The sequence below is a fragment of the Longimycelium tulufanense genome, from assembly GCF_014645795.1.
In the GTDB taxonomy this organism is placed as follows: domain Bacteria; phylum Actinomycetota; class Actinomycetes; order Mycobacteriales; family Pseudonocardiaceae; genus Longimycelium; species Longimycelium tulufanense.
This window is the reverse complement of sequence record NZ_BMMK01000004.1, coordinates 93,606-119,838: the sequence shown is the minus strand read 5'-3', so window position 1 is coordinate 119,838 and position 26,233 is coordinate 93,606. Positions and strand designations below refer to the sequence as shown.

Annotated in this window: 24 protein-coding genes and 2 riboswitches; of the genes, 9 read left to right on the top strand and 15 right to left on the bottom strand. The window is 71.0% G+C overall.

Translation table 11 applies throughout. The annotated features are described in order from the left end of the window. Window positions 1-168: 168 nt before the first annotated feature. The 5 genes from IEY55_RS06720 to IEY55_RS06700 form a co-directional block, all read right to left on the bottom strand. On the bottom strand, window positions 169-1,224 hold the full coding sequence (locus tag IEY55_RS06720; protein WP_189055061.1) for an SIS domain-containing protein: 1,056 nt from the start codon (window positions 1,222-1,224) through the stop codon (window positions 169-171). Between the two features lie 266 nt (window positions 1,225-1,490). After that, complete coding sequence (locus IEY55_RS06715; protein ID WP_189055059.1) at window positions 1,491-2,987, bottom strand: glycoside hydrolase family 3 N-terminal domain-containing protein; 1,497 nt, start codon at window positions 2,985-2,987, stop codon at window positions 1,491-1,493. Between the two features lie 4 nt (window positions 2,988-2,991). Next, window positions 2,992-3,822: a carbohydrate ABC transporter permease gene (locus tag IEY55_RS06710; RefSeq protein ID WP_229686124.1), complete on the bottom strand. Its 831-nt coding sequence runs from the start codon at window positions 3,820-3,822 to the stop codon at window positions 2,992-2,994. Beyond that, window positions 3,819-4,799, bottom strand: a complete 981-nt coding sequence (locus IEY55_RS06705; RefSeq protein WP_189055058.1) for a carbohydrate ABC transporter permease — start codon at window positions 4,797-4,799, stop codon at window positions 3,819-3,821. The genes IEY55_RS06710 and IEY55_RS06705 overlap by 4 nt, the downstream gene beginning before the upstream one ends. An 11-nt stretch (window positions 4,800-4,810) precedes the next feature. Then, on the bottom strand, window positions 4,811-6,097 hold the full coding sequence (locus tag IEY55_RS06700; protein WP_189055334.1) for a sugar ABC transporter substrate-binding protein: 1,287 nt from the start codon (window positions 6,095-6,097) through the stop codon (window positions 4,811-4,813). A 455-nt stretch (window positions 6,098-6,552) separates the two neighbouring features. Here IEY55_RS06700 and IEY55_RS06695 point away from each other — a divergent pair, with 455 nt between their 5' ends. The 4 genes from IEY55_RS06695 to IEY55_RS06680 all read left to right on the top strand — a co-directional run bounded on the left by IEY55_RS06695 (window position 6,553) and on the right by IEY55_RS06680 (window position 11,789). Continuing rightward, window positions 6,553-7,311: a GntR family transcriptional regulator gene (locus tag IEY55_RS06695; RefSeq protein WP_189055332.1), complete on the top strand. Its 759-nt coding sequence runs from the start codon at window positions 6,553-6,555 to the stop codon at window positions 7,309-7,311. A gap of 52 nt (window positions 7,312-7,363) precedes the next feature. Then, the gene (locus IEY55_RS06690; RefSeq protein WP_189055056.1) at window positions 7,364-8,917 is read left to right on the top strand and encodes an MFS transporter; all 1,554 of its coding nucleotides are present in this window, start codon (window positions 7,364-7,366) and stop codon (window positions 8,915-8,917) included. Window positions 8,918-9,098: 181 nt separating this feature from the next. Then, a complete protein-coding gene (locus IEY55_RS06685) occupies window positions 9,099-10,226 on the top strand; it encodes a hypothetical protein (protein ID WP_189055054.1) in 1,128 nt (375 codons plus the stop codon). Window positions 10,227-10,658: 432 nt separating this feature from the next. Beyond that, window positions 10,659-11,789, top strand: coding sequence for a S1 family peptidase (locus IEY55_RS06680; RefSeq protein WP_189055051.1), 1,131 nt, complete (start codon window positions 10,659-10,661; stop codon window positions 11,787-11,789). Between the two features lie 102 nt (window positions 11,790-11,891). Here the strand turns inward: IEY55_RS06680 and IEY55_RS06675 are convergent, their stop codons facing one another. Beyond that, complete coding sequence (locus tag IEY55_RS06675) at window positions 11,892-12,614, bottom strand: TetR/AcrR family transcriptional regulator (protein ID WP_189055049.1); 723 nt, start codon at window positions 12,612-12,614, stop codon at window positions 11,892-11,894. A gap of 81 nt (window positions 12,615-12,695) precedes the next feature. Between IEY55_RS06675 and IEY55_RS06670 the strand changes: the two genes are divergently transcribed. Continuing rightward, window positions 12,696-14,273, top strand: coding sequence for an FAD-dependent monooxygenase (locus IEY55_RS06670; RefSeq protein ID WP_189055047.1), 1,578 nt, complete (start codon window positions 12,696-12,698; stop codon window positions 14,271-14,273). Between the two features lie 7 nt (window positions 14,274-14,280). Beyond that, window positions 14,281-14,457, top strand: coding sequence for a hypothetical protein (locus IEY55_RS06665; protein ID WP_189055045.1), 177 nt, complete (start codon window positions 14,281-14,283; stop codon window positions 14,455-14,457). A gap of 29 nt (window positions 14,458-14,486) precedes the next feature. Here IEY55_RS06665 and IEY55_RS06660 read toward each other — a convergent pair whose 3' ends face one another. The 3 genes from IEY55_RS06660 to thiE all read right to left on the bottom strand — a co-directional run bounded on the left by IEY55_RS06660 (window position 14,487) and on the right by thiE (window position 15,880). After that, complete coding sequence (locus IEY55_RS06660) at window positions 14,487-14,894, bottom strand: type II toxin-antitoxin system VapC family toxin (protein WP_189055044.1); 408 nt, start codon at window positions 14,892-14,894, stop codon at window positions 14,487-14,489. Next, entirely contained in the window at window positions 14,887-15,126 is a 240-nt protein-coding gene (locus IEY55_RS06655; RefSeq protein WP_189055042.1) for a FitA-like ribbon-helix-helix domain-containing protein, read from the bottom strand. Before IEY55_RS06655 ends, IEY55_RS06660 begins: the two co-directional genes overlap by 8 nt. 73 nt (window positions 15,127-15,199) lie before the next feature. Further along, on the bottom strand, window positions 15,200-15,880 hold the full coding sequence (gene thiE, locus IEY55_RS06650) for a thiamine phosphate synthase (RefSeq protein ID WP_189055040.1): 681 nt from the start codon (window positions 15,878-15,880) through the stop codon (window positions 15,200-15,202). Window positions 15,881-15,917: 37 nt separating this feature from the next. Beyond that, a riboswitch (TPP riboswitch) is annotated at window positions 15,918-16,027 on the top strand. On the opposite strand from thiE, the gene thiO reads away from it, so the two are divergent. The 3 genes from thiO to IEY55_RS06635 all read left to right on the top strand — a co-directional run bounded on the left by thiO (window position 16,019) and on the right by IEY55_RS06635 (window position 18,239). Continuing rightward, window positions 16,019-17,200 carry a glycine oxidase ThiO gene (gene thiO, locus IEY55_RS06645; protein WP_189055038.1) on the top strand — a complete coding sequence of 394 codons (1,182 nt, stop codon included), beginning with the start codon at window positions 16,019-16,021 and terminating at the stop codon, window positions 17,198-17,200. It overlaps the preceding riboswitch by 9 nt. Before the next feature lie 51 nt (window positions 17,201-17,251). After that, window positions 17,252-17,452 (top strand): sulfur carrier protein ThiS, encoded by a 201-nt coding sequence (thiS, locus tag IEY55_RS06640; RefSeq protein ID WP_189055036.1) that lies wholly within the window; start codon window positions 17,252-17,254, stop codon window positions 17,450-17,452. Between the two features lies 1 nt (window position 17,453). Continuing rightward, a complete protein-coding gene (locus IEY55_RS06635; protein WP_308424729.1) occupies window positions 17,454-18,239 on the top strand; it encodes a thiazole synthase in 786 nt (261 codons plus the stop codon). A gap of 8 nt (window positions 18,240-18,247) precedes the next feature. Here the strand turns inward: IEY55_RS06635 and IEY55_RS06630 are convergent, their stop codons facing one another. The 6 genes from IEY55_RS06630 to thiC form a co-directional block, all read right to left on the bottom strand. Then, window positions 18,248-18,997, bottom strand: coding sequence for an SDR family NAD(P)-dependent oxidoreductase (locus tag IEY55_RS06630; RefSeq protein ID WP_189055034.1), 750 nt, complete (start codon window positions 18,995-18,997; stop codon window positions 18,248-18,250). A gap of 142 nt (window positions 18,998-19,139) precedes the next feature. Beyond that, entirely contained in the window at window positions 19,140-20,309 is a 1,170-nt protein-coding gene (locus tag IEY55_RS06625) for a beta family protein (protein ID WP_189055032.1), read from the bottom strand. A gap of 16 nt (window positions 20,310-20,325) precedes the next feature. Next, window positions 20,326-21,417, bottom strand: coding sequence for a beta family protein (locus tag IEY55_RS06620; RefSeq protein WP_189055030.1), 1,092 nt, complete (start codon window positions 21,415-21,417; stop codon window positions 20,326-20,328). A 97-nt stretch (window positions 21,418-21,514) separates the two neighbouring features. Further along, complete coding sequence (locus tag IEY55_RS06615) at window positions 21,515-23,452, bottom strand: FUSC family protein (RefSeq protein WP_189055028.1); 1,938 nt, start codon at window positions 23,450-23,452, stop codon at window positions 21,515-21,517. Window positions 23,453-23,544: 92 nt separating this feature from the next. Then, window positions 23,545-24,405 carry a bifunctional hydroxymethylpyrimidine kinase/phosphomethylpyrimidine kinase gene (thiD, locus tag IEY55_RS06610; RefSeq protein WP_229686123.1) on the bottom strand — a complete coding sequence of 287 codons (861 nt, stop codon included), beginning with the start codon at window positions 24,403-24,405 and terminating at the stop codon, window positions 23,545-23,547. Beyond that, window positions 24,402-26,054 carry a phosphomethylpyrimidine synthase ThiC gene (gene thiC / locus IEY55_RS06605; RefSeq protein WP_189055026.1) on the bottom strand — a complete coding sequence of 551 codons (1,653 nt, stop codon included), beginning with the start codon at window positions 26,052-26,054 and terminating at the stop codon, window positions 24,402-24,404. The genes thiD and thiC overlap by 4 nt, the downstream gene beginning before the upstream one ends. After that, window positions 26,043-26,171, bottom strand: a riboswitch (TPP riboswitch). (Overlaps the previous gene by 12 nt.) Window positions 26,172-26,233: the final 62 nt, after the last annotated feature.

The window sequence follows — 26,233 nt, the reverse complement described above, 5'->3', positions numbered from 1 at the left end:
GGACAAAGCAACGAAAAGCCGGTGGGGGGAGATGCCGTGGCGCGACGGCACCTCACCCCACCGGACGTCAGGTCCGGCCGCCCGCAGAGCCAACCGAGGCGAAGGTAGGAGATCGGTTGACACCCCGTATCCCCCGCTCATGATCGCAGGGCAGCCGGCGACGGGCCCTCAGCGGGTCCGCGTGATCTTGTTCAGCCCGCGCGGGTGGTCGGGATCGCCGCCCCGGGCCAGCGCGAGCCCGAGCGACAGCCGCTGCACCGGCAGGATCTCCAGCACCGGTGCCACCTCCTCGGCGCAGGCCGGCAGATCGATCCGCTGCGCCGCGGACACCTTGCCCGCCGCCGAGCCGACCGCGCAGATGTCCGCGCCCCGCTCGTGCACCACGTCCAGCACCTCGCGCAGGGCCGCGCCGCCGCGCCCCTCGCTGCACACCGCCAGTACCCCGGTCTGCTCGTCGACGGCGGCGACCGGGCCGTGCAGCAGGTCCGCCCCGCTGTAGGCGCGGGCCGACAGGTAGCTGGTCTCGGCGAGCTTCAGCGCCGCCTCCGCCGCGGTCGCCGAGGAGTAACCCCGGCCGGTGGTGACCATCCGCGACACGAAGCGATACCGCTGCACCGCCTCCTCGACCGCGTCCACCGAACTATCCAAAGTGGACCGCGCCAGCTCGGGCAGCGACGCCGCCCGTGCGCCCGACCCCCCGTGGATCGCGTCGATCAGCAGGTAGAGCGCGAGCAGCGAGGCGCTGTAGGTCTTGGTGGCCGCAACCGCCTGTTCCCGGCCGGCACCGATGTCGATGCTCAGCTCCGCGGCCCGCTCCAGCGGCGATCCCGGCGTGTTGGTGACGGCGACGGTCAGCGCACCGCGGCGGCGCGCGGACTCGGTGACCTCCAGCAGGTCGGGCGACCCGCCGCTCTGGCTCACCGAGACCAGCAGCACGTCGGTCAGGTCCGGTTCGGCGCCGTACAGCGTTGTCGTGGACGGGGAGACCAGGCCGGCCGGCAGCTCCAGCAGCACCTCGATGAGGTACTTGGCGTACAGCGCGGCGTGGTCGGAGGAGCCGCGGGCGGCGAGCAACGCGAACCGCGGCCGCCGGGCCGTCACCCGTTCGGCCACGGCCGCGATCTCCGGCCGCCGTGCGAGCAGTGCCGCGAAGACCTCGGGCTGCTCGGCGATCTCGGCGGTCATGTGCTGGCCGGGCGCCGCGGCCGGCTGCTGCTGGGTCATCAGATTCTCCTCGAGGAGACCCTCGCGTTCGGGTGGGAGAGAGAGAACGGGGCGACCGGGTCCGGGAAGGCCGGTGCGGGCGGGGACAACCGGGGCCTCTGGCTTCAGGAGGGCGCTGGTCGGACCGACCGCCGGGGCGGAATGCGAAGCCCGGGCGGCCGATCTGGGACCGCCGGTCCGCAACGCAGACCTGCGTCCCGGCCGGGACTGCCGGCCCGCGCTGCGGGGTGCGGCGGCACCCCTCGGCGTCTGCCGTGGGAGGTAGCTCAAGCCTGCCCTCCTCCAGCCCCGGTCCGGCCGGCAAGTAGTTCGGCTGCGGCGCGAAGCGAGGCACGCGAGCCGCCGTGCGTGTCGAGCCGGGCAACCCCGGGCACCTCGGGGCCCGGTACCCCGGTCTCGACCCAGATTAGGTCTAGACCAATTCTAGCCAGTCCGGCTACCAGGTCACCTGCCCCAGGGTGCCGGTGTGCGTCCCGCGTCACCACCACGACCGCACGCCCGTCGGCCGACTCGCCGAGCTGGCCCGGCTCGGGCAACGCGTCGACCGGGCACCGCAGGCACACCGTGCCCGGCAGCAGCTCGGCCAGATGCCCGCCCAGTCCCCACGGCACCTCGCCCACGGCGATCGACGGCGGCGTGACCACGTCGACCACCAGCGGCGGCCCGGCCAACGCCACCGTGCCACGCACCCGCAGCGCCCGCCGCGCGGCACGCCGCCCCAGCGCGGCCAGCAGACCCGGGTCGCCGGGGAGGGCCGTCGCCGGCTGGCCCAGCCCGGCCACCCGTCCGGCCGCCTCGACCAGGCGCTGCTCCGCCAGCTCGCCGGAGCGGACCGCGGCCACCAGGGCCTCGACCACGCCGGTGACGACCGACTCGTCGGCCAGCTGGCCACCCAGGCAGAGCCCGTCGGCGCCGGCGCGCAGTGCCCGCACGGCGGCCGCGGTCAGCCCGGCCATGTCCCCGAACTGGCCCGCGACCCCGCCCATCTCCAACGCATCGGTGATCACGGCACCCGAGAAGCCCAGCTCGCCCCGCAGCACCTCGCCGATCGCTCGCGGGCTCACCGTGGCCGGCTCCGGGCCCCACGCCGGTACCACCAGGTGCCCGGTCATCACCGAGCGAACCCCGGCCGCCACGGCTGCCCGGAACGGGACCAGTTCGACCGCGTCGAGCTGGGTGGGGGACCGTTGCAGGGTCGGCAACTCCACGTGCGAGTCGGCGGGGGCGGCGCCGTGCCCGGGGAAGTGCTTGGCGCACGCCGCGACTCCGGTGGACTGCAGGCCACCCACGAACGCCGCGACCTGCTCCGCCGCCGGCCCCGCCTCGGCGCCGAACGCGCGAACGCCGATGATCGGATCGTCCGGCGTCAGCGTGAGATCGGCGCACGGCGCGAGATCGAGGGTCACCCCGCACGCGGCGAGCCGAGTACCCAGCGCGGCGGCCACCTCCCGGGTCAGTGGCGGGTCACCGGCCGCGCCCAGTGCCAGGTTCCCGGGCAGCACCGAGCCCCGGGCGGCGTCCAGCCGCGTGACGTCGCCGCCCTCCTCGTCGATCCCGACCACGATCGCGGACCGCTCCACGCGCAGGGCGGCGGTCAGCGCCGCCACCTGGGCGTCGTCGACCACGTTGCGGCCGAACAACACCACGCCGCCCAGACCGTCGGCGATCCGCCGCCGCACCCAGTCCGGGGCGGTGGTGCCGACGAACCCGGGTAGCAGGACCCCGTGTGCGAGCGCGACCACGTCGCCGTCCGGTGTGGACATCTCCTCACCCCTTCACGGCGCCCGCGGTCACCCCGGCCACCATGTTGCGTTGCACGATCAGGAAGAACACGACGACGGGCAGGGTGAACAGGGTGGAGGCCGCCATGGTGCCGCCCCAGTCGGTGCCGAACGCCGACTGGAAGGTGGACAGCCACACCGGCAGCGTCCGCTTCGACTCGTCGGAGAAGAGGACCAGGGCGAAGACGAACTCGTTCCACGCCGTGATGAAGCCGAACACCGAGGTGGCGACCAGGCCCGGGCCCAACAGCGGCAGCGTCACGCGCCGGAAGGCACCCCACCGGCCGCAGCCGTCCACCATCGCCGCCTCCTCCAGGTCCACCGGGATCCCGTGCACGAATCCACGCAGGGTCCACAACGTGAACGGCAGGGTCGCGGCGAAGTAGACCAGGACCAGCCCCGGCAGAGTGTCCAGCAGGTTGGCGTCCCGCATCATCAGATACATCGGGATCAGCAGCGCCTCCAGCGGCGCCATCTGTGCCACCAGCACCAGCAGCAGGAAGCCCTTCCGGCCCCGGAACCGCAACCGGGCCAGCGGCACCGCGGCGAGCAGCCCGGCCAGCAACGAGAACAGCACCGCGGTCAGGGTGACGATCAGGCTCATCTGCAACGCGGCGAGGAAACCGGGCTTGCCCAGCGCGGTGGCGAAGTGTTGTGTGGTGATGCTGGTCGGTACCAGGTCGTAGTCGGTCGACTGGAGCTGGTTGGTGGGCTTCAGCGCCGAGCTCACCATCCAGTAGACCGGGAACGCGAAGAACGTGGCCGCCAGTACACCGACAACAGAAAAGAAGGTACGGCGCGCACGCGACGCCCTCACAGTTCCACCTCCTGCGCCCGCACCAGCATCCGCAGGTACTGCGCGGTCACCACGGACAACACCAGCACCATCAGCACGCTCACCGCCGCCGCCACGCCGAAGTGACCGGAGGCGATGCCCTTGAGGTACTGCAGGACCGGCAGCGTGGTGCTCTCCCCGTTCGGGCCACCCTGGCGGAACGCCCACACCTGCGTGAAGACCTTGAAGTCCCACAACAACTGCAGGAAGGTCATCATCAACACGATCGGCCGGAGCGTGGGCCAGGTGACCGAGCGGAACGTCTGCCACGCGCTCGCCCCGTCGATGCCCGCCGCCTCGTACAGGTCGCGCGGGATCCCCAACAGCCCGGCGTAGAGCGCGAACGCCACGAACGGGATGGCCTGCCAGCAGATCAGCAGCCCGATGACCGCAAGAGTCGAGGTGCCGGTGGCGAACCAGTTGTGCTCCCGGAAGGAGTCGAATCCGAGCAGCACCAGCGTCTTGTTGAGGATGCCGAAGCGCTGGTCGAACATCCACTGGAAGACAGTCGTGGCGGACACGATGGACATGGCCCATGCCAGCAACATCGCCACCTGCAGGATGATCCGCACGGTCCTGTCGAGCTGGCGCATCAGCAACGCCACCAGCAACCCACCGACCAGGGTGGCGGCCACGCAGGCGGCGGTGAACACCACCGTGCGCAAGGTGATCGTCCAGAACTGCGGATCGGACAACACCTCGGCGTAGTTGGCGGAGCCGACCCAGATCAGCTGGCCGCTGACCAGCTCACCCAGGCCGAGCTGGCGGAAGCTGGTCAGCACCACCAGCAACGCCGGCCACCCGACCAGGGACAGCAACGTCGCGATGGCCGGGGCCAGCAGGAGATAAGGAAGGAGACGCTCACCGAACGGGGCCCGGCGCCGGCGACCGCGGTCGGTGGCCCGTGGCGGTGCCGGCGGGGATCCCGCCGGCACCGTGGTGTCGACTGTGGTGGTCATTGCCGTAGCCTTCAACCGGCCAGCAGCTCGCCGATCCTGGCGTTGGCCTCCGCCGCGGCCTCGTCGACGGACTTCGCGCCGGTGAGCACGGCGGTCATCATGTCCTTCAACGGGTTCTGGCCCGCCTCCACGGCTGCCCAGTTCGGCGTCACCGGGGTGACCTTGCCGTTGCTCGCCGCCGCGGCCATCGGCCCGGCGATCGGGTCGGACCCCAACGCGCTCACGTCCCGGGACGCCCCGGGCACCGCCTTGGCCTCGGACCCGATCCTGTCCTGGTACTCGGGGCTGGCGAGCAACTTCAGGTAGTCCCTGGCCAGCTGCTGGTTCTTGCTGCCGGCCGGGATCGCCAGGTTGGACCCGCCGAGGAACACCGGTGCGGTACGGGCGTCGTCCTTGCCGGGGATCGGGAAGGCCGCGGTGACGTCGGCGAGCTTCTGGTCCGCCTTGATCGCGCTGGCCGCCTCCCACGGCAGGCCGATCATCATCGCCGTGTTGCCCTTGGCGAACAGCTCGTACTGCTGCGGGGTGGCCTCGTCGGCGTCCTTCGGAGCCTTGGTGCCCGACGCCTCGACGAGCTTGGCGTAGAACTCGACCCCGGCCTTGGCCTGCGGCGTGTCCAACGTGGCCGTGAACTTCCCACCGTCGGAGACCGCGATGTCACCGCCCTCGTCCCAGATGAACGACAACAGCACGTACCAGGACTGGCCGGGCAGGTACAGCGGATCGAAGTCGGGGTTGTCGGCGTTGGCCGCCTTGAGCTTGTCGATCGCGTCCAGCCACTCGGCACGCGTCTTCGGCGGCGCGGCGATACCCGCCCCGGCGAACATGTCCTTGCGGTAGATCACCGTGCGGTTGGCCGCGTAGAACGGCATCGCGTACGGCTTGCCGTCCCAGGAAGCCGATTCCTTCAACGCCTCCTGCCACTGGCCGCCGGCCAGGTCACCGAGGGAACCGCTGAGATCGGCCAGCGTTCCCTGTTCGGCGAACCGCGCGGTCTGGGTGTTGCCCAGCTCGATCACGTCCGGCGGGTTGTTTCCGGCCAGCGCCGTGGTGAGCTTGTCCTGGATGCCCTTCCACTGCTGCACCACGTAGTTGACCTGCACGCCGTCGTGCTGGGCCTCGAACTCCTTGTGCAGATCGTCGGTGAAGGACTTGGGCGCCGAGCCGTCCATGAGCCAGACGGTCAGCGTCTTGCCGTCCTGGTCGCCACCGGAGCCGCCACCGCCGCCGATCCCGCAGCCGCTCGTCGCGACCGCGAGCGCGGCGGCGCCCACGGCAAGTCTCTTCCAGCGCTCCACGTGTGCCGCCCTCCCGGTCTGGCGCCCCGGCCAGACCCCGGTACCGATGGTCGAACCCCGCGGGCCGGCGGTGCCGATGCCCGACCCACCGGGCCCAATGGTGTAGACCAATATGAGCAGCGTGTGTCCCGTCACACGGACTGTCAAGGGGGTTGCCGAGACCGTGATGAAGCGGGCGCATCGCTCCTGAGCGATCAGTGACGCCAGCTGGACGACAACGGCGGCAGGTCATGCCCCACGTGCCGGTGCTCCCGCCGCCCTGTCGAAGACCGGCCGGGTGCCTCGGCGGTGTGTCGCGCCGCGATCCACAACCACCGCACCCTGGCCGTGTGATCTCATCCCGGGCAGCGGGATTTGCGGGCATCCTGGAGGACCGGGGAGCACCGCGACAGTGGTGGGCGGGACGCGCCGCGCACGGCCGAGGACCGGGCGCGGGCGCCGAACAGGAGGAGGCCATGCTGGACACCACGCCGTCCGTGGACGAGGGCACCCGGGCACGCTCGCAGCGCGAGCCCAAGTACTGGGGGCTCAAGCGACACCTGCTCGACCTCCTCCGTTCGCTGCCGCCGGGTTCGCCCATCCCGACCGAACGCTCGCTGGCCGCCGAGTTCGACGTCTCCCGCACCACGGTCCGGCAGGCGCTGGCCGAGCTGACCGTCGAGGGCCGGCTGCTGCGCGTGCAGGGCAAGGGCACCTTCGCGGCCGAGCCGAAGGTGGCGCAACGGCTGCAGCTGTCCTCCTACACCGAGGACATGCGCGCCCACGGCCGGCAGCCGGCGTCCCGGTTGCTGGAGGCCACCGAGCAGCCGGCCGACCCGGAGCTGGCCCAGCTGCTCGGGGTGCGGCCCGGCGCCAAGATCCTCCGGCTGCGTCGGCTCCGGCTGGCCGACGGCGAGCCGATGGCCATCGAGACCACGCACCTGGCGCTGGGCCGGTTCCGCGGCCTGCGCCGCTACATCGGCGCCGGCAACTCGCTGTACCAGGTGTTGCGCGAGCGGTTCGGGGTCGAGCTGGGGCACGCCGAGGAGACCATCGAGACCGCGTTGGCCAGCCCGGAGGAGGCCGAGCTGCTCGGCGCCGACGTGGGCCTGCCCATGCTGTTGTTGTCCCGGCACTCCTTCGACACCGAGGGCGCACCGGTGGAGTGGGTCCGTTCCGTCTACCGTGGTGACCGCTACAAGTTCGTCGCCACCCTCAACCCACCCGCCCGCTGATCCTCGGGCCGCGTCCGGCCCGGACGTGATCAGGTGATCGTCGGCTTCCCCCATGGCGGGCGCCGATCAGGGCGGGGATGCTGCGAGCGTGGTGGAGACGGTAGAGGTGCGGCTGCGCACCGCCCGCGCCCGGGGAATCCTGGCCGCGACCATCCTCGGCTCCGGGATGGCGTTGATCGACGGCACGATCGTCAACGTCGCGCTGCCCTGGATCGGGCAGGAGCTGAACGCCTCGGTGTCCGGGCTGCAGTGGGTCCTGGACGGCTACCTGCTCACCCTGGCGGCGCTCATCCTCGTCGGCGGTGCCCTGGGGGACCGCTACGGCCGTCGGCGGATCTTCCAGATCGGGATCATCTGGTTCGGCGTCGCCTCGGCGCTCTGTGGCCTCGCCCCGACCCTGGAATGGCTGGTGGTGGCCCGCGTGCTGCAGGGGGTCGGCGGCGCGTTGCTCACCCCGGGCTCGCTGGCGATCCTGCAGTCGGTCTTCGTCCGGCAGGACCGGTCGACCGCGATCGGTTTGTGGTCCGGGCTGTCCGGGATCGCCACCGCCCTGGGCCCGCTGGCCGGCGGCCTGCTCGTGCAGGCGTGGTCGTGGCGCCTGGCGTTCCTGGTCAACCTCCCGGTAGCCGCGCTCACCTGGTGGCTGACCGTCCGGCACGTCCCGGAGACCCGCGATCTCGAGGCGGCCGGCCGTACCGACCTGACCAGCGCCGCACTGGGGGTGATCGGCCTGGGCGGGGTCACCGCGGCCCTGGTGGAGGCCCCCGCGCGCGGTGCGGGGGATGGCCTGGTCGTGGCGTCCGGTGGGATCGGCATCGTCGCGCTGGTGGCGTTCCTCCTGCGCCAACACCGGCCGAACCCGCTGGTGCCGCTGACGTTGTTCGGCAACCGCACGTTCGTGATCTCCAACTGGCTGACCTTGCTGGTCTACGCGGCTCTTGGCGGGATCATGGTGCTGCTGGTGATGCAGCTGCAGATGTCGCTGGGCTATCCGCCCATGCTGGCCGGCCTGGCCAGCCTGCCGATCACCGCGCTCATGCTGTTGCTGTCCGGCGGATCCGGCCGGCTCGCGCAGCGCGTCGGTCCCCGCGTCCAGCTCGTGGTCGGGCCGCTGCTGATCGCGACCGGACTGGTGATGTTGCGTGGGGTGGTGCCGGGAACCGGTTACCTGACGGCCGTGTTGCCCGGTCTGCTCGTGTTCGGGCTCGGACTGGCGACCGTGGTGGCGCCGGTGACCTCCACGGTGCTCGCCGCGGCCCCGGACCGGTTCGCCGGAGTGGCATCCGGGGTGAACAACGCGATCGCGCGCACCGGCACATTGCTGGCGATCGCGGTGCTCCCCGCCGTGGCGGGGCTGAGCGGTGACGACTACGCCAACCCCACGGCGATGACGGATGGGTGGCGGTTCGCGTTGATCGTGGCCGCGGTGCTGTGCGCGACGGCGGGAGTGCTCGCGGTGGCCGTGGACAACAACGTACTGCGGGCGGCGGCTGTCGAGCCGGAGTCGCGCGGCCACGAGGCGGCGCACCCGGGGGAGTGCCTCACCTGCGGCGTGGAAGGACCGCCGACCCACCTCAGCCCCCGTGGCATCCAACGCGAGCGGTGACCATGGGAATGCGGTGCGCGACGGGACAATCCGCCCCTCTGTCCACTATGGATATCAAGTGTGGTTTCCGTGAGATCCACAGGTAACTGTGGTCACGTGGACTGAACCCGCGGGAGCGATTAACGCGTCTTGCCCGTTGAGAGTGGGAAGGGAACCGGGCGGGGAGTCGCGACACGGAGCCATGGCTGAGGAGAAGCGGACCAAGACCGACGACGGGGACATAACGGGCAAGACTGGCAACGAGGAGGACGGTAAGGGCGGACTGCAAATCAAGACGACACAGGTGGTCGCGGGTGGCCTGGCCGCGCTGACCGCCGGCTGGCTGGGTGCCACGCTCGGCACCTACGGCACCGTCCTGGGCGCCGGCCTCGCCAGTGTCATCACCACCGTCGGGAGCGCGCTCTACCAGCACTCGCTGGAGCGCGCCCGGGACGCCGCCAAGGACGCGGCCAAGGCGGCCAAGGTCGTTGCCGCGAAGATCCCCCGTCGACCGGGGGAGCGCGCTAGCGTGGGGACGATCCCGGCACGACCGGGTTGGCCCGACCCGGAGGCGACGCAGATGGTCCGTTCACCCGGACCCGACGACGCCACCCAGGTCGTCCGGCCGGTGGGGGACCCCGACGCCACCCGTGTCGTGCGGCTGCCGGCCGATGCCGATGCCACCCAGGTCGTCCGCGTGCCCGGCACCGCCGGGCCGTCGAACGGGCCGAACGGAACGCCCGACACGGCTGCAGGTGTCGAGGAGCCGGGCACCGAGAGCTGGCGGGACTGGCTGAAGAAGCGCTGGGTCCGGGTGGCGGGTGTGAGCCTGCTCGGCTTCGCGCTGGGCATGGCCGCGGTGACCGGCGTCGAGTTGCTCCGTGGGGAGAGCCTGTCTGGTACCGAAGGCACCACGGTGACGGACCTGTGGCATCCCCAGCCCCCGGCTCCGAGGAACCACCAGCAGCCGGATCCCCAGGAGGTCCCGCCCAACCAGGACAACTCGGGGAACCAGCAGCAGGACTCGCCCAACGACGGGGTGCCCCCGCAGCCGCCGGCCAGCCGGAGCCAGCAGCCGTCGCAGGACAACACGCCGTCCAACACCCCCGAGCCGAGCAAGGGGGTCAAGCCTTCCCAGCCCAGCGATCCGTCCGGGAACCCGAAGCCGCCGACGAACAACCAGCCGGCACCGAACTACCCGGGCAACGGTGGTTCGGACTCCGGTTCCGGAACCGGCTCGGAGTCCGGCGGCACCAACGCCCGCTCCGGCCAGGGGGCCCAGCAGGGATCGGTGCTCGATCCGGAGCAGGGCGGCAGTCACCCCAACTGACCCCGAATCGTTCGCTGCGCCGTTCGGCCGCGCCCACCCGGGCGGCCGAACGGCGCAGTGCTGTGGGTCCGGGCAGGGGAAGCGGCCAGGGGTAATGAACCCTTGATTCATTACTTTCCGTCATAACTGGCCGAATACGGTGACCTCACGCAACCACCTCGCGGTGATTTGTGACACTCTTTGCCCCGATTGGCGGCTTTTCGTAATAGTCACCCCTCCATAACGTCCTCCATCAGGAGGACCTGTTCTCGATCGAGTGATGCGGGGCCGACGGGAGGTAAGCCATGTGCGCCGATCCCCCTGTCTCTCGTCGCGACCCCGCCCGCCGCGCACCCGGCGAGCCCAGGCCCTCCCCACCCGCGGGCGTCGTCCCTGCACGCAACTCCGCCGCCCGTGGGCACCCCTGCACCACATGAGCGAGGGAGACAACAGATGAAGCCGATGAACGCGGCTCGAATCGTCGGGGCGGCCATCGTGGTGGCCGGTACGGCTGCAGCGTTCACGGTGCCGGCCGCGGCGGCTCCCGCCACCGCCGGCACAGCCTCGCCCGAGATGCTCTCCGCCATGGAGCGCGACCTCGGGCTCACCGCCGACCAGGTGAAGGAGCGCCTGGCCAGCGAGCACGCGGCCAACGAGGCCGAGCAGAAGCTGCGCGGCTCGCTCGGCGGCAACTACGGCGGCGCCTACTACGACGCCGAGACCCGCAAGCTCATCGTCGGCGTCACCGACCTTGCGGTGGCCGACTCGGTGCGGGCCGCCGGTGCGGTGCCGAAGCTGGTCGACCGCTCCGAGTCCGCGCTCGACACCCTCAAGGCCGGCCTGGACGGCCGGGCGGGCAGCGCGCCCGAGTCGGTCCGCGGCTGGTACGTCGACCCGAAGAGCAACAGCGTCGTGGTGAACGTGGCACCGGGCGCGGTGGAGGCCGCCAAGTCCTTCGCCGGTACCAGCGGCGTCCGCTACGTCGAGACCGCCGAGGCGCCGCAGCCGCTGTACGACGTGCGCGGCGGCGACGCCTACTACATCGACAACCGGGCCCGCTGCTCGGTCGGCTTCTCGGTGACCCGGGGCTCCACGCCGGGCTTCGTGTCCGCCGGCCACTGTGGCCAGCGCGGCTCGCGCACGCTGGGCTACAACCGGGCCAGCCAGGGCACCTTCCAGGCGTCGATCTTCCCGAACCGGGACATGGCGTGGGTCGCGGTGAACAGCAACTGGACCCCGCGTCCGCTGGTCAACCGCTACAGCGGCAACGTGCAGGTCGCCGGCTCGCAGGAGGCGGCGGTCGGCGCCTCGATCTGCCGTTCCGGCTCCACGACCGGCTGGCACTGCGGCCGGGTGCAGGGCAAGAACGAGACCGTGCGCTACCCGCAGGGCGCGGTGTACGGCATGACCCGCACCAGCGTCTGCGCCGAGCCGGGTGACTCCGGCGGCTCGTTCATCAGCGGTAGCCAGGCCCAGGGCGTGACCTCCGGTGGTTCCGGCAACTGCCGTTCCGGCGGGACCACCTACTTCCAGCCCGTCAACCCGATCCTGAGCCAGTACGGGCTGCGACTGGTCACCAGCTGACGTTGGGCGTCCACCGGTGATCGCGGCGTGCGGCCGTCCCCTGCTGGCCGCACGACCGCATCGAGGTGCCCTCCGGGTCGGCGACCCGGAGGGCACCTCCTTCTACTTGGCATGCCTGGTTTTCGCGCTGCTCCGGCGGGCCTTTGTTGAGCCGGTTCGCTGTCCGGGTGAGCTGGTCGACGTGGTCGACCTGGTTGGCCGCCCGAAGTCGGCCAGTCCCGCCGACAGCAGGGCGAACTGCTCCTCGATCAGCCGGGGCTGGTCCGCGTGGACCTTGTCGACCGGCTCACCGTCGAACAGGCGCCGCAACGCCTCGCGGTAGATGACGCCGATCGTGGTCACGATCGTGCCCGCCACGGTGCGCATCGTCGGGTCGTGCGCGGGAACGCCGGCCTCCTCGGCAAGTGCCCCAGCCAGTTCCTCCGCGAGTTCCTGGCCCTGTTGCCGGAGGCGGTCGCCCAGTGCCGGGCTTTCCTTGACGACCTCCCAGAACGTGGGCAACCCCTCGAGGATGCCGCCCAGCGGGTGGCGCCGGCGCACGAGGTCGATCAGCAGGTCGCGCGCCGCCTCGACGACGGACCGGCCGGCGGGCCGACCTCGCACGGCACCCAGCAACAGGTCGCGCGTCTCCTGGTAACGGTCGAGATAGAGGTCTTCCTTGCGTGGAAAGTAATTGAAGACTGTCATCTTCGAGACCTCCGCGGCGGCGGCGATCTCCGCGACGGTCACCTGGTCGAACCCACGCTCGATGAACAGCTGCGTGGCCACGTCGGAGATGTGCTGTCGCGTCCGTTGCTTCTTGCGTTCCCGCAGGCCCTCCGCCATGACCGGACCTTACCGAGAAAAAGATTTGACCGGGTACACGTTCGACGGTGAGGATGGTGTCGATCTCCCTGGGGGTGAGGCATGGACTTCGACGTGGTGGTGGCCGGCGCCGGACCGGTCGGGCTGCTGCTGGCCTGTGAGCTGGCGGTGGGCGGTGCCTCGGTGGTGGTGCTGGAGCGGCGGCCGGACGTCGACCAGACGATGAAGGCCGGTGCGGTTGGCGGGCTCGCCGCGGAGGCGTTGGTACGCCTCGGCCTCGGGGAGCGCCTGGAGCGTGTGCAGTGGGACCGCGGCAGCGCGGTCATCGAGATGATGCGCGAGAGCGACCCGGAACTGGACGCCACCCTTCGCGCCGCCGACGCCGAAGGCCGACTGGACGAGGTGACGAGCGAGATCCACCCGTTCCGCAGGGTGCGCGGCCACTTCGGCGGGTTGTACATGACCCGCCCGCCGAGCCCGGCCGAGGAGGCGGAGCGGGCGTACCTGTTCGTCGCACAGCAGGAAATCGAGTACGCGCTGGCGGATCGAGCGCGCGAGCTCGGGGTGCCGGTGTGGCGAGAGCACCCGCTCGACGGTTTCCGGCAGGACGAGGACGGGGTCGCGGTCGAGGTCGGTGGGCTCGACGTGCCGTTGCGGGCGGGATATCTGGTGGGTTGTGACGGTGGGCGGAGCCTGGTGCGCAAGCTCGCCGGGTTCGACTTCCCCGGCACCGAACCGACAATCACCGGCCACCAGGCGATCGTGGACCTCGACGAGCCGGACAAGCTGCTTCCGATGGGCTGGCGGCGGACCGCGACCGGCGTGCTGGCGTACGGGCCCGTTGCTGGACGTGTCCTGACCGTGGAGTTCGACGGGCCGCCGGCGGACCGGGACGTGCCGATCACCGCGGAGGAGATCGAGGCCAGCCTGCGCCGGGTGAGTGGCACGGACGTCCGGGTCACCGCGGTGCGCAGCGCGACACGCTTCACTGATAACGCTCGTCGGGCGAGTACGTATCGGAAGGGCCGGGTGTTGTTGGCCGGGGACGCGGCCCACGTGCACCCACCGTTCGGCGGCCAGGGTTTGACGCTCGGACTGATGGACGCGGCGAACCTGGGTTGGAAGCTCGCGGCAACAGTTGCGGGCTGGGCGCCGGATGGTCTCCTCGACACGTACACCGCTGAGCGGAGGCTGGCGGCTGAGCGGGTGTTGCAGAACAACCGTGCTCAGGTCGCACTCATGCGGCCGGGACCGCAGACGACCGCACTCCGCGAGGTGTTCGCGGAGATGATGGAGCAGGACGAGGTCCTGCGGTTCCTGCAGAACATGTTGAGCGGGCGGGAGATCCGATACCCGGTGCCCGACGACGCGCATCCTTTTGTCGGCTGGCACATGAACGAGGGGAAGGTTGTGGTCGAGGGCCGCGAGCCGGCCTCCTTGGCGGAGCTGATGGGAAGCGGCCGCGGTGTGCTGCTCGACTTCGGTTACGGCGCCGACGTTGCGGGCTGGTCGGACCGGGTGGATGTCTTCCGCGTGGCAGAAGCGGATCGGACGGACCTTTCAGCCGTGCTGATTCGGCGCGACGGCTACGTGGCCTGGGCGGCAGACTGGGGAGAGCCGAACCCGGAAGGCTTGGCGAAAGCCCTCCACACCTGGTTCGGCGCCCCATTGTATTGGTAGTGGGGTGGTGAATATCGGAAGCGAAGAGCGGCACGCGCGTTTCCGCGCCGCACTGGCCGCGCGAGGATACGATCCCACGCCGGAGGAATGCGCAGAGCCTGCCAAGCAGGCCGCCGCGAAGTGGGCCAAGATCGAGCAGCAGGAGGCGGAGATCCTGGCGAGGTATCCGAAGGACGGAACATGATCCTGCGCTGATCCATCCTGCCAACAGCGTCAGGCGGTGAGGAGCTGCACCTTGCAGGGCAAGTTAGGCGCTGCGCAGAGCTTGGCATCTCCGGTGAGTAGCGGAAGGTCGAGCCTTGCAGCCAGGGCCACGTAAAGCGCGTCGTAGAAGGTGACTGTGTTCCGAAGCTCCCATGCACGTGTGGCGAGCCAACCGTTCTGTCCGTAGCGGTGTTCGACCAGGGTGGTGACTGCGCGAAGGCCCGTGATGGCTTCCTCGTCGGCGATCTCGCCGCGCCGCTCTTTGCGGCGTAGCACCTGACCAACCTCAGCATCGATGAGGTGCGGGGCGTGACAGGTAGCTTGTTCGACGACAGCGCGAACCGCGATGCCGACAGCACGCTTGTTGGTCACCGCTTCGATCAGCGCCGAGGCATCGACGACGTATTCGTCATTCACCCCGCAACTCCCGCAGGTCGGCGATCGTCTGTTCGGTGGTCGAACCGGGAGTCGGGTGACGCTCCAGGGTGTCGCGGATCGCCTGCATGATTTCGGACTTCGTGCGCCGACCTGCCTCGGTGATCAGGTACTGGCGCATGTAGGACTGCAGCGACTGACCGGCTGCTGCGGCGCGTCGCCGGAAGGTCTCGGCGACCTCCTCGGGGACATCCTTGATCTGTATCGTCGCCATGGCGCCATTCTAGCGTAGAAAAACCTTCATATTGGCGCTGCCCGGCTGGTATGGCCGGCTGAGGCTGCTCGGGTCAGTTCCGGAGCCGGCCGGAGAGACGTTCCGCTGCGGCCCGTGGGTCTTCGGCCTCCGTGATCGCGCGGACCACCACGACCCGCTGCGCTCCTGCTTCCATGACCTCTCCCAGGCGCCCCTCATCGATCCCGCCGATGGCGAACCAGGGGCGCCCGTGCCCCAGGTCGTGCTCCTGCCGAGCCGCGTACCGCACCAGCCCGAGCCCAGGGGCCGGGCGGCCCGGCTTCGTCGGGGTTGGCCAGCACGGGCCGACGCAGAAATAGTCAACACCGTGCTCGACCGCGGCGGCGTCAGCCTGCGCGCCGTCGTGCGTCGAGCGGCCGATCACCACCTCGTCGCCCAACACCCGCCGCGCCCAGTGCACCGGCAGGTCGTCCTGCCCCAGATGCAGCACGTCCGCACCCACCGCCAACGCGACGTCGGCCCGGTCGTTCGCCGCCAGCAACGCTCCGTGTCGGGCACATGCCTCCGCGACGACCTCCAAGGCCACCAGCTCGTGCTTGACCTCCAGCGGGACCTCGTCCCGCTTGTCCCGCAGCTGCACGATGTCGACGCCGCCGGCCAGCGCCGCATCCACGAACTCCGCCAGGTCCCACCGGTCCCGGCGCGCATCCGTACACAGGTACAGCCGCGCGTCGGCCAGCCGTTCCCTGATCTGTTCGCCACTCAAGCCAGGCACAGGCTCGACCCTAGGCCGTGGTGCGGCTACGGTGGGAGGTGGTCCGCACGGGAGCCTGGAGGAACCGGGCTGAGAGGGGGTCTGCCGACCCCGACCGTCGAACCTGATCCGGGTCATGCCGGCGCAGGGAGCGTGATGATGGTTTCTTCTGTCGGGGCGGGTGACGTCGCGGCCGGCGAGGCACCCCACCTTTCCACCGATCGGAACGGTCACCGCCCGCGCGTGCTCGTCGTGGGCGCCGGGGTCGTCGGCCTGTCCGTGGCCTGGCGCGCGGCCGCGGCCGGCCTCCCGGTCACCGTGGTCGACCCCGCACCGGCCCGAGCCGCCTCCCGGGTGGCGGGCGGCATGCTCGCCCCGGTCTGCGAGGCGTGGCCCGGCGAGGAGCCCGTTCTCGAGCTGGGGCTGGCGTCGTTGGCCCGCTGGCCCGATTTCGCCACCCAACTCGCTGTGGCCTCGGACACGGAGCTTCCCCTGTGCACCGCGGGTACCGTCGCCGTCGCCGTCGACCACGCCGATGCCCAGGTCCTGCGCGAGCTGGCCGACTACCTGGCGGGCCAGGGCGTGGCGGCCACCCCGATGACCGGACGCCAGCTGCGCCAGCTCGAACCATCCCTCGGCCCGAATGTCCGAAGTGGACTGTTCGCGCCGGGCGATCTCTCCGTGGACAACGAGATCCTCATGAACGCGCTCCACGCCGCCTGCGTGCGGTCCGGAGTGGACTTCCACGACGGAACCGTTTGTGAGGTCCGCCCGGGCGGAGCTCTGCTCGACGACGGATCCGCCCTGGACGCCGGTACCGTCGTGATCTGCGCGGGTGCATGGAGCGGCCAGCTTTATCCCGCCCTGCGCGGCCTGATCCGCCCGGTCAAGGGCGAGATACTGCGCATGCGGACCCGGCGCGGTGCCCTACCACCGCCCACCCGGACCGTGCGCGCGCTCGTCGAGGGGCGCCCGCTGTACGCGGTCCCGCGCCCCTGGGGCCTGGTCCTGGGCGCCACCCAGTACGAGGCCGGTTTCGACGCCGACGTCACCGTGGGCGGGGTTCGTGACCTGCTCCGGGACTCCGAGCTGGTCCTTCCCGGGCTGGCCGAGTACGCGCTCGAGGAGTGCTCGGTCGGGTTCCGTGCGGGCAGCCCGGACAACCTGCCGCTGATCGGCGAGCTGGAGCCCGGAGTACTGGTCGCGGCCGGACACCACCGCAACGGCCTGCTGCTCGCCCCGATCACCGCCGACGCCGTGCTCGCCCTCCTGCGCGGGCAGGCGCCGCCGGAGCCGGTGCGGCCCGCCGACCCGGCCCGGGCCACCGTGCCCGCCGGCTGAGACAACCCCGAAACCGCCCCGATCTCGTTCGTCCACTGTGGAGGAAAACTGATGAGGGTTGAGGTCAACGGCCAAAACCGCGAGTTCGCCGCCGGGGCGACCGTGGCGGACGTGCTCGCCGAGTTCGGCAGGCCCGGCACCGGTGTCGCCGTGGCCCTGGACGGCGCCGTCGTGCCCCGCGCCAGCTGGCCGCGCACCCCGCTGCGGGACGGTGCCCGCGTCGAGGTCCTCACCGCGGTGCAGGGAGGCTGACGTGAGCGAGACCCTGGACCGCACCGCGGTGACCGCCGACCCGCTGCTGATCGCCGGCCGGGAGCTCCGGTCCCGCCTGATCACGGGCACCGGCGGCGCCGGCAACCTGGTGGTGCTGGAACGTGCCCTGATCGCATCCGGAACCGAGCTGACCACGGTGGCACTCCGGCGGATGGACGCCGAGGGCGGCACCGGTGTGCTCGACCTGCTGCGGCGGCTGGGCATCGAGCCACTGCCCAACACCGCCGGCTGCCGTACCGCGGCCGAGGCCGTCCTCACCGCGCGCCTGGCCCGCGAGGCACTGCGGACGAACTGGATCAAGCTGGAGGTCGTCGCCGACGACCGCACCCTGCTGCCGGACCCGGTCGAGCTGCTGGACGCGGCCGAGCAGCTGGTGGCCGACGGTTTCGTCGTGCTTCCCTACACCAACGACGACCCGGTGCTGGCGCGCCGCCTGGAGGACGCCGGCTGTGCCGCGGTGATGCCCCTGGGCTCGCCCATCGGCACCGGCCTGGGAATCCGGAACCCGCACAACATCGAGATGATCGTGTCGGCGGCCGGGGTTCCGGTCGTGCTCGACGCCGGCATCGGCACCGCCTCGGACGCGGCGTTGGCGATGGAGCTCGGCTGCGACGCCGTGCTGCTGGCGACGGCGGTGACCAGGGCCCAGGACCCGGAGCGGATGGCCGCGGCGATGCGGGCCGCGGTCGAGGCCGGCCGGCTGGCCAGGCTCGCCGGCCGCATCCCCAGGCGGTACTGGGCCCAGGCATCCAGCCCGGAGTTGTGATCCTCCGGTCAGTTGCCGGAGCCACCATCGACGCGGATCTCCACACCGGTGAGGAAACCCGCGTCGCCGGAGGCCACATACGCGATGGTGCCGGCGAGCTGCTCGGGCGTGCCGAATCCCAGCGGCGGCGTGATCCGCTGGTAGAAGGAGGGGTCGACGTGGTCGGGGAACTGCACCGACCGCATCAGGGGGGTGTCCACGCCACCGGGGGAGACGACCACGACCCGAACACCCTGTCGCGTGTATTCATGGGCCAGGCTGATCGAGAACGCGAGTATCCCACCCTTGCTCGCGGCATAGGCGGTCATGAACGGGTGGGCGTGCGTCGCCGCCGCCGAGGCAACGTTGACCACAACGCCCCGACGCCTGACCAGGGCGGGCATCGCCTCGCGGCAGAACAGGAACGTGCCGAGCAGGTTGACCTGCAGGACGCGATGGAAGTCGGCCACCGTCTGCTCGGGCAGCGGAGCCATGTGCAGGATCCCCGCATTGTTCACCAGAACGTCGAGGCCGCCGAAGTGCCCGAGCGCGGCACGGACGGTCGTGCGTACCTGGTCCTCGTCGGACACGTCGGCCGTGTGCGGAACGATCTGCCCGGTGGCGGGAGACTCCGCCGCGAGCCGTTCGAGCCCCTCGGCGTTCCGGTCCACGGCAAGCACCCGCGCGCCCTCCTCGGCCAGCCGGAGCGCGGTCGCCCGGCCCATTCCGGAGGAGGAACCGGTCACCAGTGACGATTTGCCCTCGAAGCGCCGCAACATTGCACCCACCGTGTCGTTCGCGTGGCTGCCGCCACTAGCAACTGACCGACTGGCCAGCCTATGCGACCAAGCTACAGCGGCAACTCGAGTAGGGGCTGGGCAGCGCGCTCCGCACTTTCTGTCGGGGCTTGGTGGAGGCCCGTTAGCGCTCGTGCTGCCTCGTTCGGTCCTCCTTCGTGCGCTGGGTGGGGATGTCGAGGGTGAGCGGGATATGTGAGAGCTGTGCGACGTGGTGCGAGGTTCCCATGGCTATCCACCGCCATGCCGTTCCGACATTGTCGATCCGGCGTTGCGCGCAGTCGTTGATCTGGCTGTCGCCCCAGGAGAACTCGGGTCCCGCGTACTCTTCGCGGTCGGTGAGCTCGTCGGTCAGGTCGAGGAAGTGTTGTGCGGCCGCGCCTTTCGGCACGCGGCGGTCAGTGCCGCGCGGTAGCTGGCGGCGGAGGAACACCGCGCCGTCGGACACCGTGTAATAGAGGAATGGGTAGACGGTGACGGGATAGTTCGGTTCCCGCGCCGGCGGGATCGGGTGCACCACGCCGTAGTCGCCGTAACAAATGTCGCGGCCGATCCGCTCGTCCCGCACCGCCTGCCACACATCGAGTTCGGCGCGGTCGAGGCGCACGGTGTCGAATCCGTTGCGGGCCGGTGGAACCGAGCCCGACACCAGCGTCGTCGACCGGAGCCCGTGGTGGGACCCGAGCTGGTCCAGCGCGATGAGCGCGAGGTCGAGGTGCCGGGTGCGCCCGCTCGCCAGGTACCCGAGGTCCAGGATGAGGTCGACCGCACCGGCGGGCAGGCGCATCAGGTCCAGCGCACGGTCGACCCAGCGTCGCGCCGCATTGGCCCGCGCCGGATCGGAGATCTGCACCCGCAACGCGGCTCCGCAGCCCAGGTCTTCGTCGAGCAGCTTGACCGTACGCAGTGCCGCGACGCTGTCATCGGCGCGCAACACGGGAATCAGCGGCACCAGGTTCTCGGCGCAGTCGCCGTACTCCCGGATGGCGCGTTGCCGGATGTGTTGGGAGAGCATGTCGAGCGGGCCGCGCGGCCACTGGCTGAGCGGGCTCGAGGGATGCAGCAGCGAGCAGTCCACCATCAGCGGGCGGTCCTGCCGCGCCAGGGCCACGGCCGCCGCGACCAGCTTGGGCAGGAGCCGCCCGTCCGGGGTGACGGTGGGCAGGATCTCCACCAGCGGCTGCACGACGGCGACGTCCGCCCGTGACATCCGGGCGGCGGCCTCGAGCTCGCCCATCTTGCTCTTCAGCACGACCAGTGCCTGGAACCTGGGTCGCGCGGCTAAGCCATCCATCCCCGCCTCCCGTTGCTCACGCGGCCAACGGCCGCTCCGCGAGGTACGCCAAGTGATGTGAGGTCGCGAAGGCGACCGGTGTACTGGTCGTGCCGAGCTTCTCCCCGTTGCCGTTCGCGCTCGAGGCAAGCTGGTGATCCCCCCAGGAGAAGGTGGGGCCGAAATACTCTTCGGTGTCGGCCACCAGCTCCCGACTGATGAGTCGGAACGTGTGCGTCCGGCCGTCCTCACCGCAGGCGGTCGCCTCGTCGAGGTGATCCTCTATTGACTGCCGGAAGAACAGCCAGAACCCGTTGACCGCGTAGCGCAACGTGGAGTGGGTGAAGCGGCCGCCCGAGCGTTTGGGCGGGACCGGGTGGACGACGCCGAAGTCTCCGAACCGCAGGTCCTTTCGGGTCGAGCCGGTAGCGACACCCCGCCACAGCTCCTCCTCGTGCCGCACCTGCCGCAGCCGGCCGACGTGTCTGAGGGACTTCGGCACCGACCCCGCCACGACGCTGGTGGTTCGGTAGCCCTGCAGGCAGGGGTGGCTGCTCACGAGCGCTGTGACCTGCTCCGCACGTTGCCGCGCGGTCCGACGGTTCGGGAGGTAACCGACGTCGATGATGAGGTCGATCGCTTCGCGTTCGTGTCGCAGCGCGGCGATCGCGGCGGTGATCGCGGCGGTGATGTCCCCGGGTGGCGTGTGTTCGACGACATAGCGGAGGGCGGCTCCGCAGTCGCACTCGTCGGCGAGTGCGCCGAGCAGGTCGACATAGCTACGTGGGTCGGTGGCACGCACGACAGGGATGAACCGGCAGGAATCCGGGAGCATGCCCATCTTGTCCCGGAATGTCCGCATTGTCGCGGCGGGGTCGTCCAGGTCGGAGGCGTCGATCATCACGGGGCGGCCGCCAAGGGCATGAGCCGCCGCACAACCAGCCAGGTCGTCGATGTGGTCGCCGTCCACCGGCCTTCCCGGGTCCATCCGGAGCAACGGCTGCACCGCGTGGAACTGCTGCCGGAACCGGCCGGAGCGGAGCTGCCGCAGGGCCGTCAGCTCACCTTCCTTGGCGCGCAGGACCGCCAGCGCGCGGAAGCTTCCCGGCCCGGCTCGTTCCTCCCCCACGGCACCCACCCCCGGATGCGGGACGTGACAACGGTGTTCACGCTCCGCATCCGACGGTAAGCATTCGGGCTGGTCAGCGCGTCGGCCGGCCGGGTGTTCACTCCTCGGCCATCCGCGCGACCGCGCGCTGCACCGCGTTGGCCTCGGTGACCATCATCTGCGCGGCCAACGCGGCCTGCCACGGCTGGTTGTGCGGCACCACCTGCAGCTCGTCCGGCCCGGCCTGGCTCGGCGGGCCCAGCACGGCACGCACCCGCCGCACCGCGGGCACCGCCGGCCGCCGCAGCTCCTCGGGCAGCTCGGCCAGCTCCCGGAGCACCGCGCGCAACGTGTCCAACGCGTGCCCGGCCTCGCGGGCGGCCTCCCGCACCTCCTCGGGCTCCTCCTCGGCGCGGTCCACGAACGCCAGCAGGTCGTGCACCCGCCGCACCGCGATCGCGTGCAGCGACTTCACCTGCCTCGCCCCGCCGGGCTCCAGCAACGCCCACGTCAGCCCGCGCACCGACTCCACCGCGTTGTGCACCCGCTCCAACAGGCCGGCGCGCGGCCGCGGCAGGGTCAGGTAGCCCACGGCGAGCGCCAGCGTCGCGCCGATCGCGGCACTGGTCAGGAAGTTGATGACGATGTCGATCAGCGGACTGCGGTGGTCGACGCCACGCAGCACCACCACCAACGCGGTGAGCAGTGCGGTGAGCGCGGTGTGGTTGCGCTGCAGCACCGGGAACCCGACCACGCCGAGCACCACGAACGCCGCGACCAGGATCGGTCCCGGGGTGACCGCGCCGATCGCCGCGGCGAACCCGACCGCCACGAACGTCCACGCCGCCCGCTGCAGGGCCACCGAAACGCTGTCCCGTCGCGACGGCCGCAGCACGGCGAAGATCGTGATCACCAGGATCGAGGCCTGCGGATTGTGCTGCCACACCGCGATCGAGGCACCGACCAGCACCGCCACCGTCGATCGCAGGGCGTGCCGGAGCAGCGCCGACTGGGGGACCAGCAGCGCCCGCAACTCCTCGCCCAGGATGCGCCGGCGCGCGCCGCGCGGAGCCGTCTCGGTCGTGCCGGTGACCCGGGTCGTCAGCGAGTTGCGCACCCGACGCAGGCCCGTGGTCAGCGAGTCGAGCTGGCGCACGACGTCCGCCGGTGGCGAGGCGAGCCGCACCCACTCCAGCTGCTGCAGCAGCAGGTCCAGCATCGGTAGCGTGCGGGTCGAACGGGCCCGCACCGCCAGCGCGAGCTGGGAGATGACCCGGTCCGCCTCGACCAGGGCGATCCGCAGCCGCTCGCCCACCTGCGGAGGTGCCGTCAGTACCCGAGCGCCCAGCTCGGCCCGGGCCGTGCGGACGGCCGAGACCCCGGCCAGCGCCTCCCCGAGCCAGGGCTCGCCCCCGGCGGACCGCCAGACCTTGATGGCCTGCGGCAACGTGTGGGGGTCCTGGCTGGTCAACGCCTCGGACACGGCGGTACGCGTGTTCGCCGACGGGTCCCGCCCGCCGAACACGATCCGCAGCACCACCGCGAAGGCCACCCCGAGCGCCGCGGCCGCCAGCCGCACCAGGATGCTCAGGCCGGTGCCGATGCCGGTGGCGCTGGCCAGCACGGTCGCGGTGAGGAACGCGCCCACCGCCAGCTCCAGCCGCCAGCCCAGCAGCGGCGCGAACGCCGCACCCAGCACCGCGACGGTGGGCACCGCGATCGCGAGCGCGGGCAGCTCGTCCACCGCGGGCCCGGCGGCCAGCGCCAGCACGAGCAGCGGCCCGCACCAGCTCAACAGCTTCAGGTCCGCGCGCAGCGAGCCACCGACCCCGGCCATGAGGCCGAACATGGTGCCGAGGCCCGCGATGGCGGTGATCTCGGCGAGGCCGAACGCGGCGGCCGTTCCGGTGGCGACCGCGGTGACCGCCAGCACGATGAGCAGCCGTTGGCCGGGTGGGGCCGGTGGCCGACCACCGCCCCGGCCCGGCACGGCTCCGCGCGCGGCCGGCGAACCGGACCGACGCCCCTCAGCGGTGATCGACGATGCGCGACCCAAGAAGCCCACCTAACCAGGCATACCAACACCCACGTGAGTGAGGCGGCAAGTCTGCACGGTCGTCGGTCACACAGCGAAGCGCAACTTGATCACTACACCGTTTCGGGCGAGATACGCCAGAAAGATGACACCGGCCCCACCCCCGACCCGAGGGGGTAGGCATCGCTCACCGCTCGGACGATGTACCGCTTGCCGAACCGCACGGCCTCCACCAGGTCGGCGCCACGGGCCAGCGCGGCGGTGACCGCGGAGGCCAGCGTGTCGCCACCGCCGTGGGTATGTGGGGTGTCGAACCGCGGGCCGGGCAGTTCCACGACCCGCTCACCGTCGTGGAGGAGGTCGACGCAGTCCGGGTCGTCCACCAGATGCCCGGCCTTGACCAGCACCCACTGCGGCCCGAGCGCGCGCATCGCCCTGGCGGCGGCCACCAGCCCGGCCCGGTCCCGTGCGTCGACGCCGGTGAGCAGCCGGACCTCGTCCAGGTTCGGGGTCACCAGGGTGGCGCGCCGGAACAGCTCGCGCAGCGCATCGAGCGCATCCGCCCGCAGCAGGGGGTCGCCGTGCATCGACGCGGCGACCGGGTCGACCACGAACGGGATCCGCCCGTCACGCCCGATCCCCAGCCGGCCACACACCTCGTCCACGGCCCGAATGATCCCGGCCGAGGACAGCATCCCGGTCTTGACCGCGTTGACCCCGATGTCGGTGACCACCGACTCCACCTGGGCCGCCACCGTCTCCGGCGGGATCTCGTGCACCCCGGTCACACCGACCGAGTTCTGCACCGTGACCGCCGTGACCGCGGTCATGCCGTGCACGCCGCAGCCGAAGAACGTGCGCATGTCGGCCTGCAGGCCGGCCCCACCACCGGAGTCCGAACCAGCGATGGTCAGGGCCCGTGCCGGGGTGGTCCCCGGCACGGGCCGCAACGACCCGTCGAGCAACGAGCTCACCGGTCCACCACGGGCAGGTAGACCTGGTTGCCGCGCTCGGCGAACTCGGCCGACTTCTCCCGCATACCGGCCTCGATCGCCTCGACGCTGTCCAGGCCGTGTTCCTCGGCGTACCTGCGGACGTCCTGCGTGATCTTCATCGAGCAGAACTTCGGCCCGCACATGGAGCAGAAGTGCGCGGTCTTGGCCGGCTCCGCCGGCAACGTCTCGTCGTGGAACGCGCGGGCGGTGTCCGGGTCCAGCGACAGGTTGAACTGGTCCACCCAGCGGAACTCGAAGCGCGCCTTGGACAACGCGTCGTCCCACTCCTGCGCCCGCGGGTGCCCCTTGGCCAGGTCGGCGGAGTGCGCCGCGATCTTGTAGGTGATCACGCCGGTCTTCACGTCGTCCCGGTTCGGCAGGCCCAGGTGCTCCTTGGGCGTGACGTAGCAGAGCATCGCCGTGCCGTGCCAACCGATCTGGGCCGCGCCGATCGCCGAGGTGATGTGGTCGTAGGCCGGGGCGATGTCGGTCGCCAGCGGCCCGAGGGTGTAGAAGGGCGCCTCACCACACCATTCCTCCTCCAGCCGCACGTTCTCGGCGATCTTGTGCATCGGCACGTGGCCCGGCCCCTCGATCATCACCTGCACGTCGTGCTCGCGGGCGATGTGCGTAAGCTCGCCCAGGGTGCGCAACTCGGCGAACTGCGCCTCGTCGTTGGCGTCCGCGATCGAACCCGGCCGCAGGCCGTCGCCGAGCGAGAACGAGACGTCGTAGGTGCGCAGGATCTCGCAGAGTTCGGCGAAGTGGGTGTAGAGGAAGCTCTCCCTGTGGTGCGCCAGGCACCACGCGGCCATGATCGAGCCGCCGCGCGAGACGATGCCGGTGACCCGGCGCGCGGTCAGCGGGACGTAGCGGAGCAGCACGCCCGCGTGCACGGTCATGTAGTCGACGCCCTGCTCGCACTGCTCGATCACGGTGTCCCGGTAGACCTCCCAGGACAGCTCCGCCGGGTCGCCGTTGACCTTTTCCAGCGCCTGGTAGATCGGCACGGTGCCGATCGGGACCGGCGAGTTGCGCAGGATCCACTCCCGGGTCTCGTGGATCCGCTTGCCGGTGGACAGGTCCATCACGGTGTCGGCGCCCCAGCGGGTCGCCCACACCATCTTCTCCACCTCCTCCTCCACCGAAGACCACACGGCGGAGTTGCCGATGTTGGCGTTGACCTTCACCAGGAACCTCTTGCCGATGATCATCGGCTCGGCTTCCGGGTGCCTGCGGTTGGCCGGGATGATCGCGCGCCCGGAGGCGACCTCGTCGCGCACGAACTCCGGATCCACGCCCTCGCGCAGGGCGATGTAGGCCATCTCCTTGGTGATGATCCCGGCCTTGGCGTAGGCGAGCTGGGTCACCGCGCCGTTGACCGGCTCCCGCTCGGCGATCCACGACTCCCGCAACCTGGGGAGTCCACTGTGGATGTCGATGGTGGCCTCGGTGTCGGTATAGGGGCCAGAGGTGTCGTAGAGGTCGACGTGCTCGCCGTTGGTCAGCTCCACCCTGCGGAACGGGACCCGCAGCCCGTCGGGCGTCTCCCGGTAGTTCTTGTGCGAACCGGTGATCGGCCCGGTGGTGATGGTGGGGTGGACGGAACGGTCGGCAAGAGCCGTCATGATGCCTCCCTACGCCGGCATTACCCGGTCAGGTTCGAGCGGTCGGCGGCACCGGGTCGCATACGACACCAGCCGCCCTCTCAGCCCGCTACGGCGCGAGCTCCCGCGTGTCCAGTTGTCGGTTCGGGGAACGAGCCCCGCAGGGGAGGCTAGTGAGCCGGCCACCGGGAGTCCAGCTC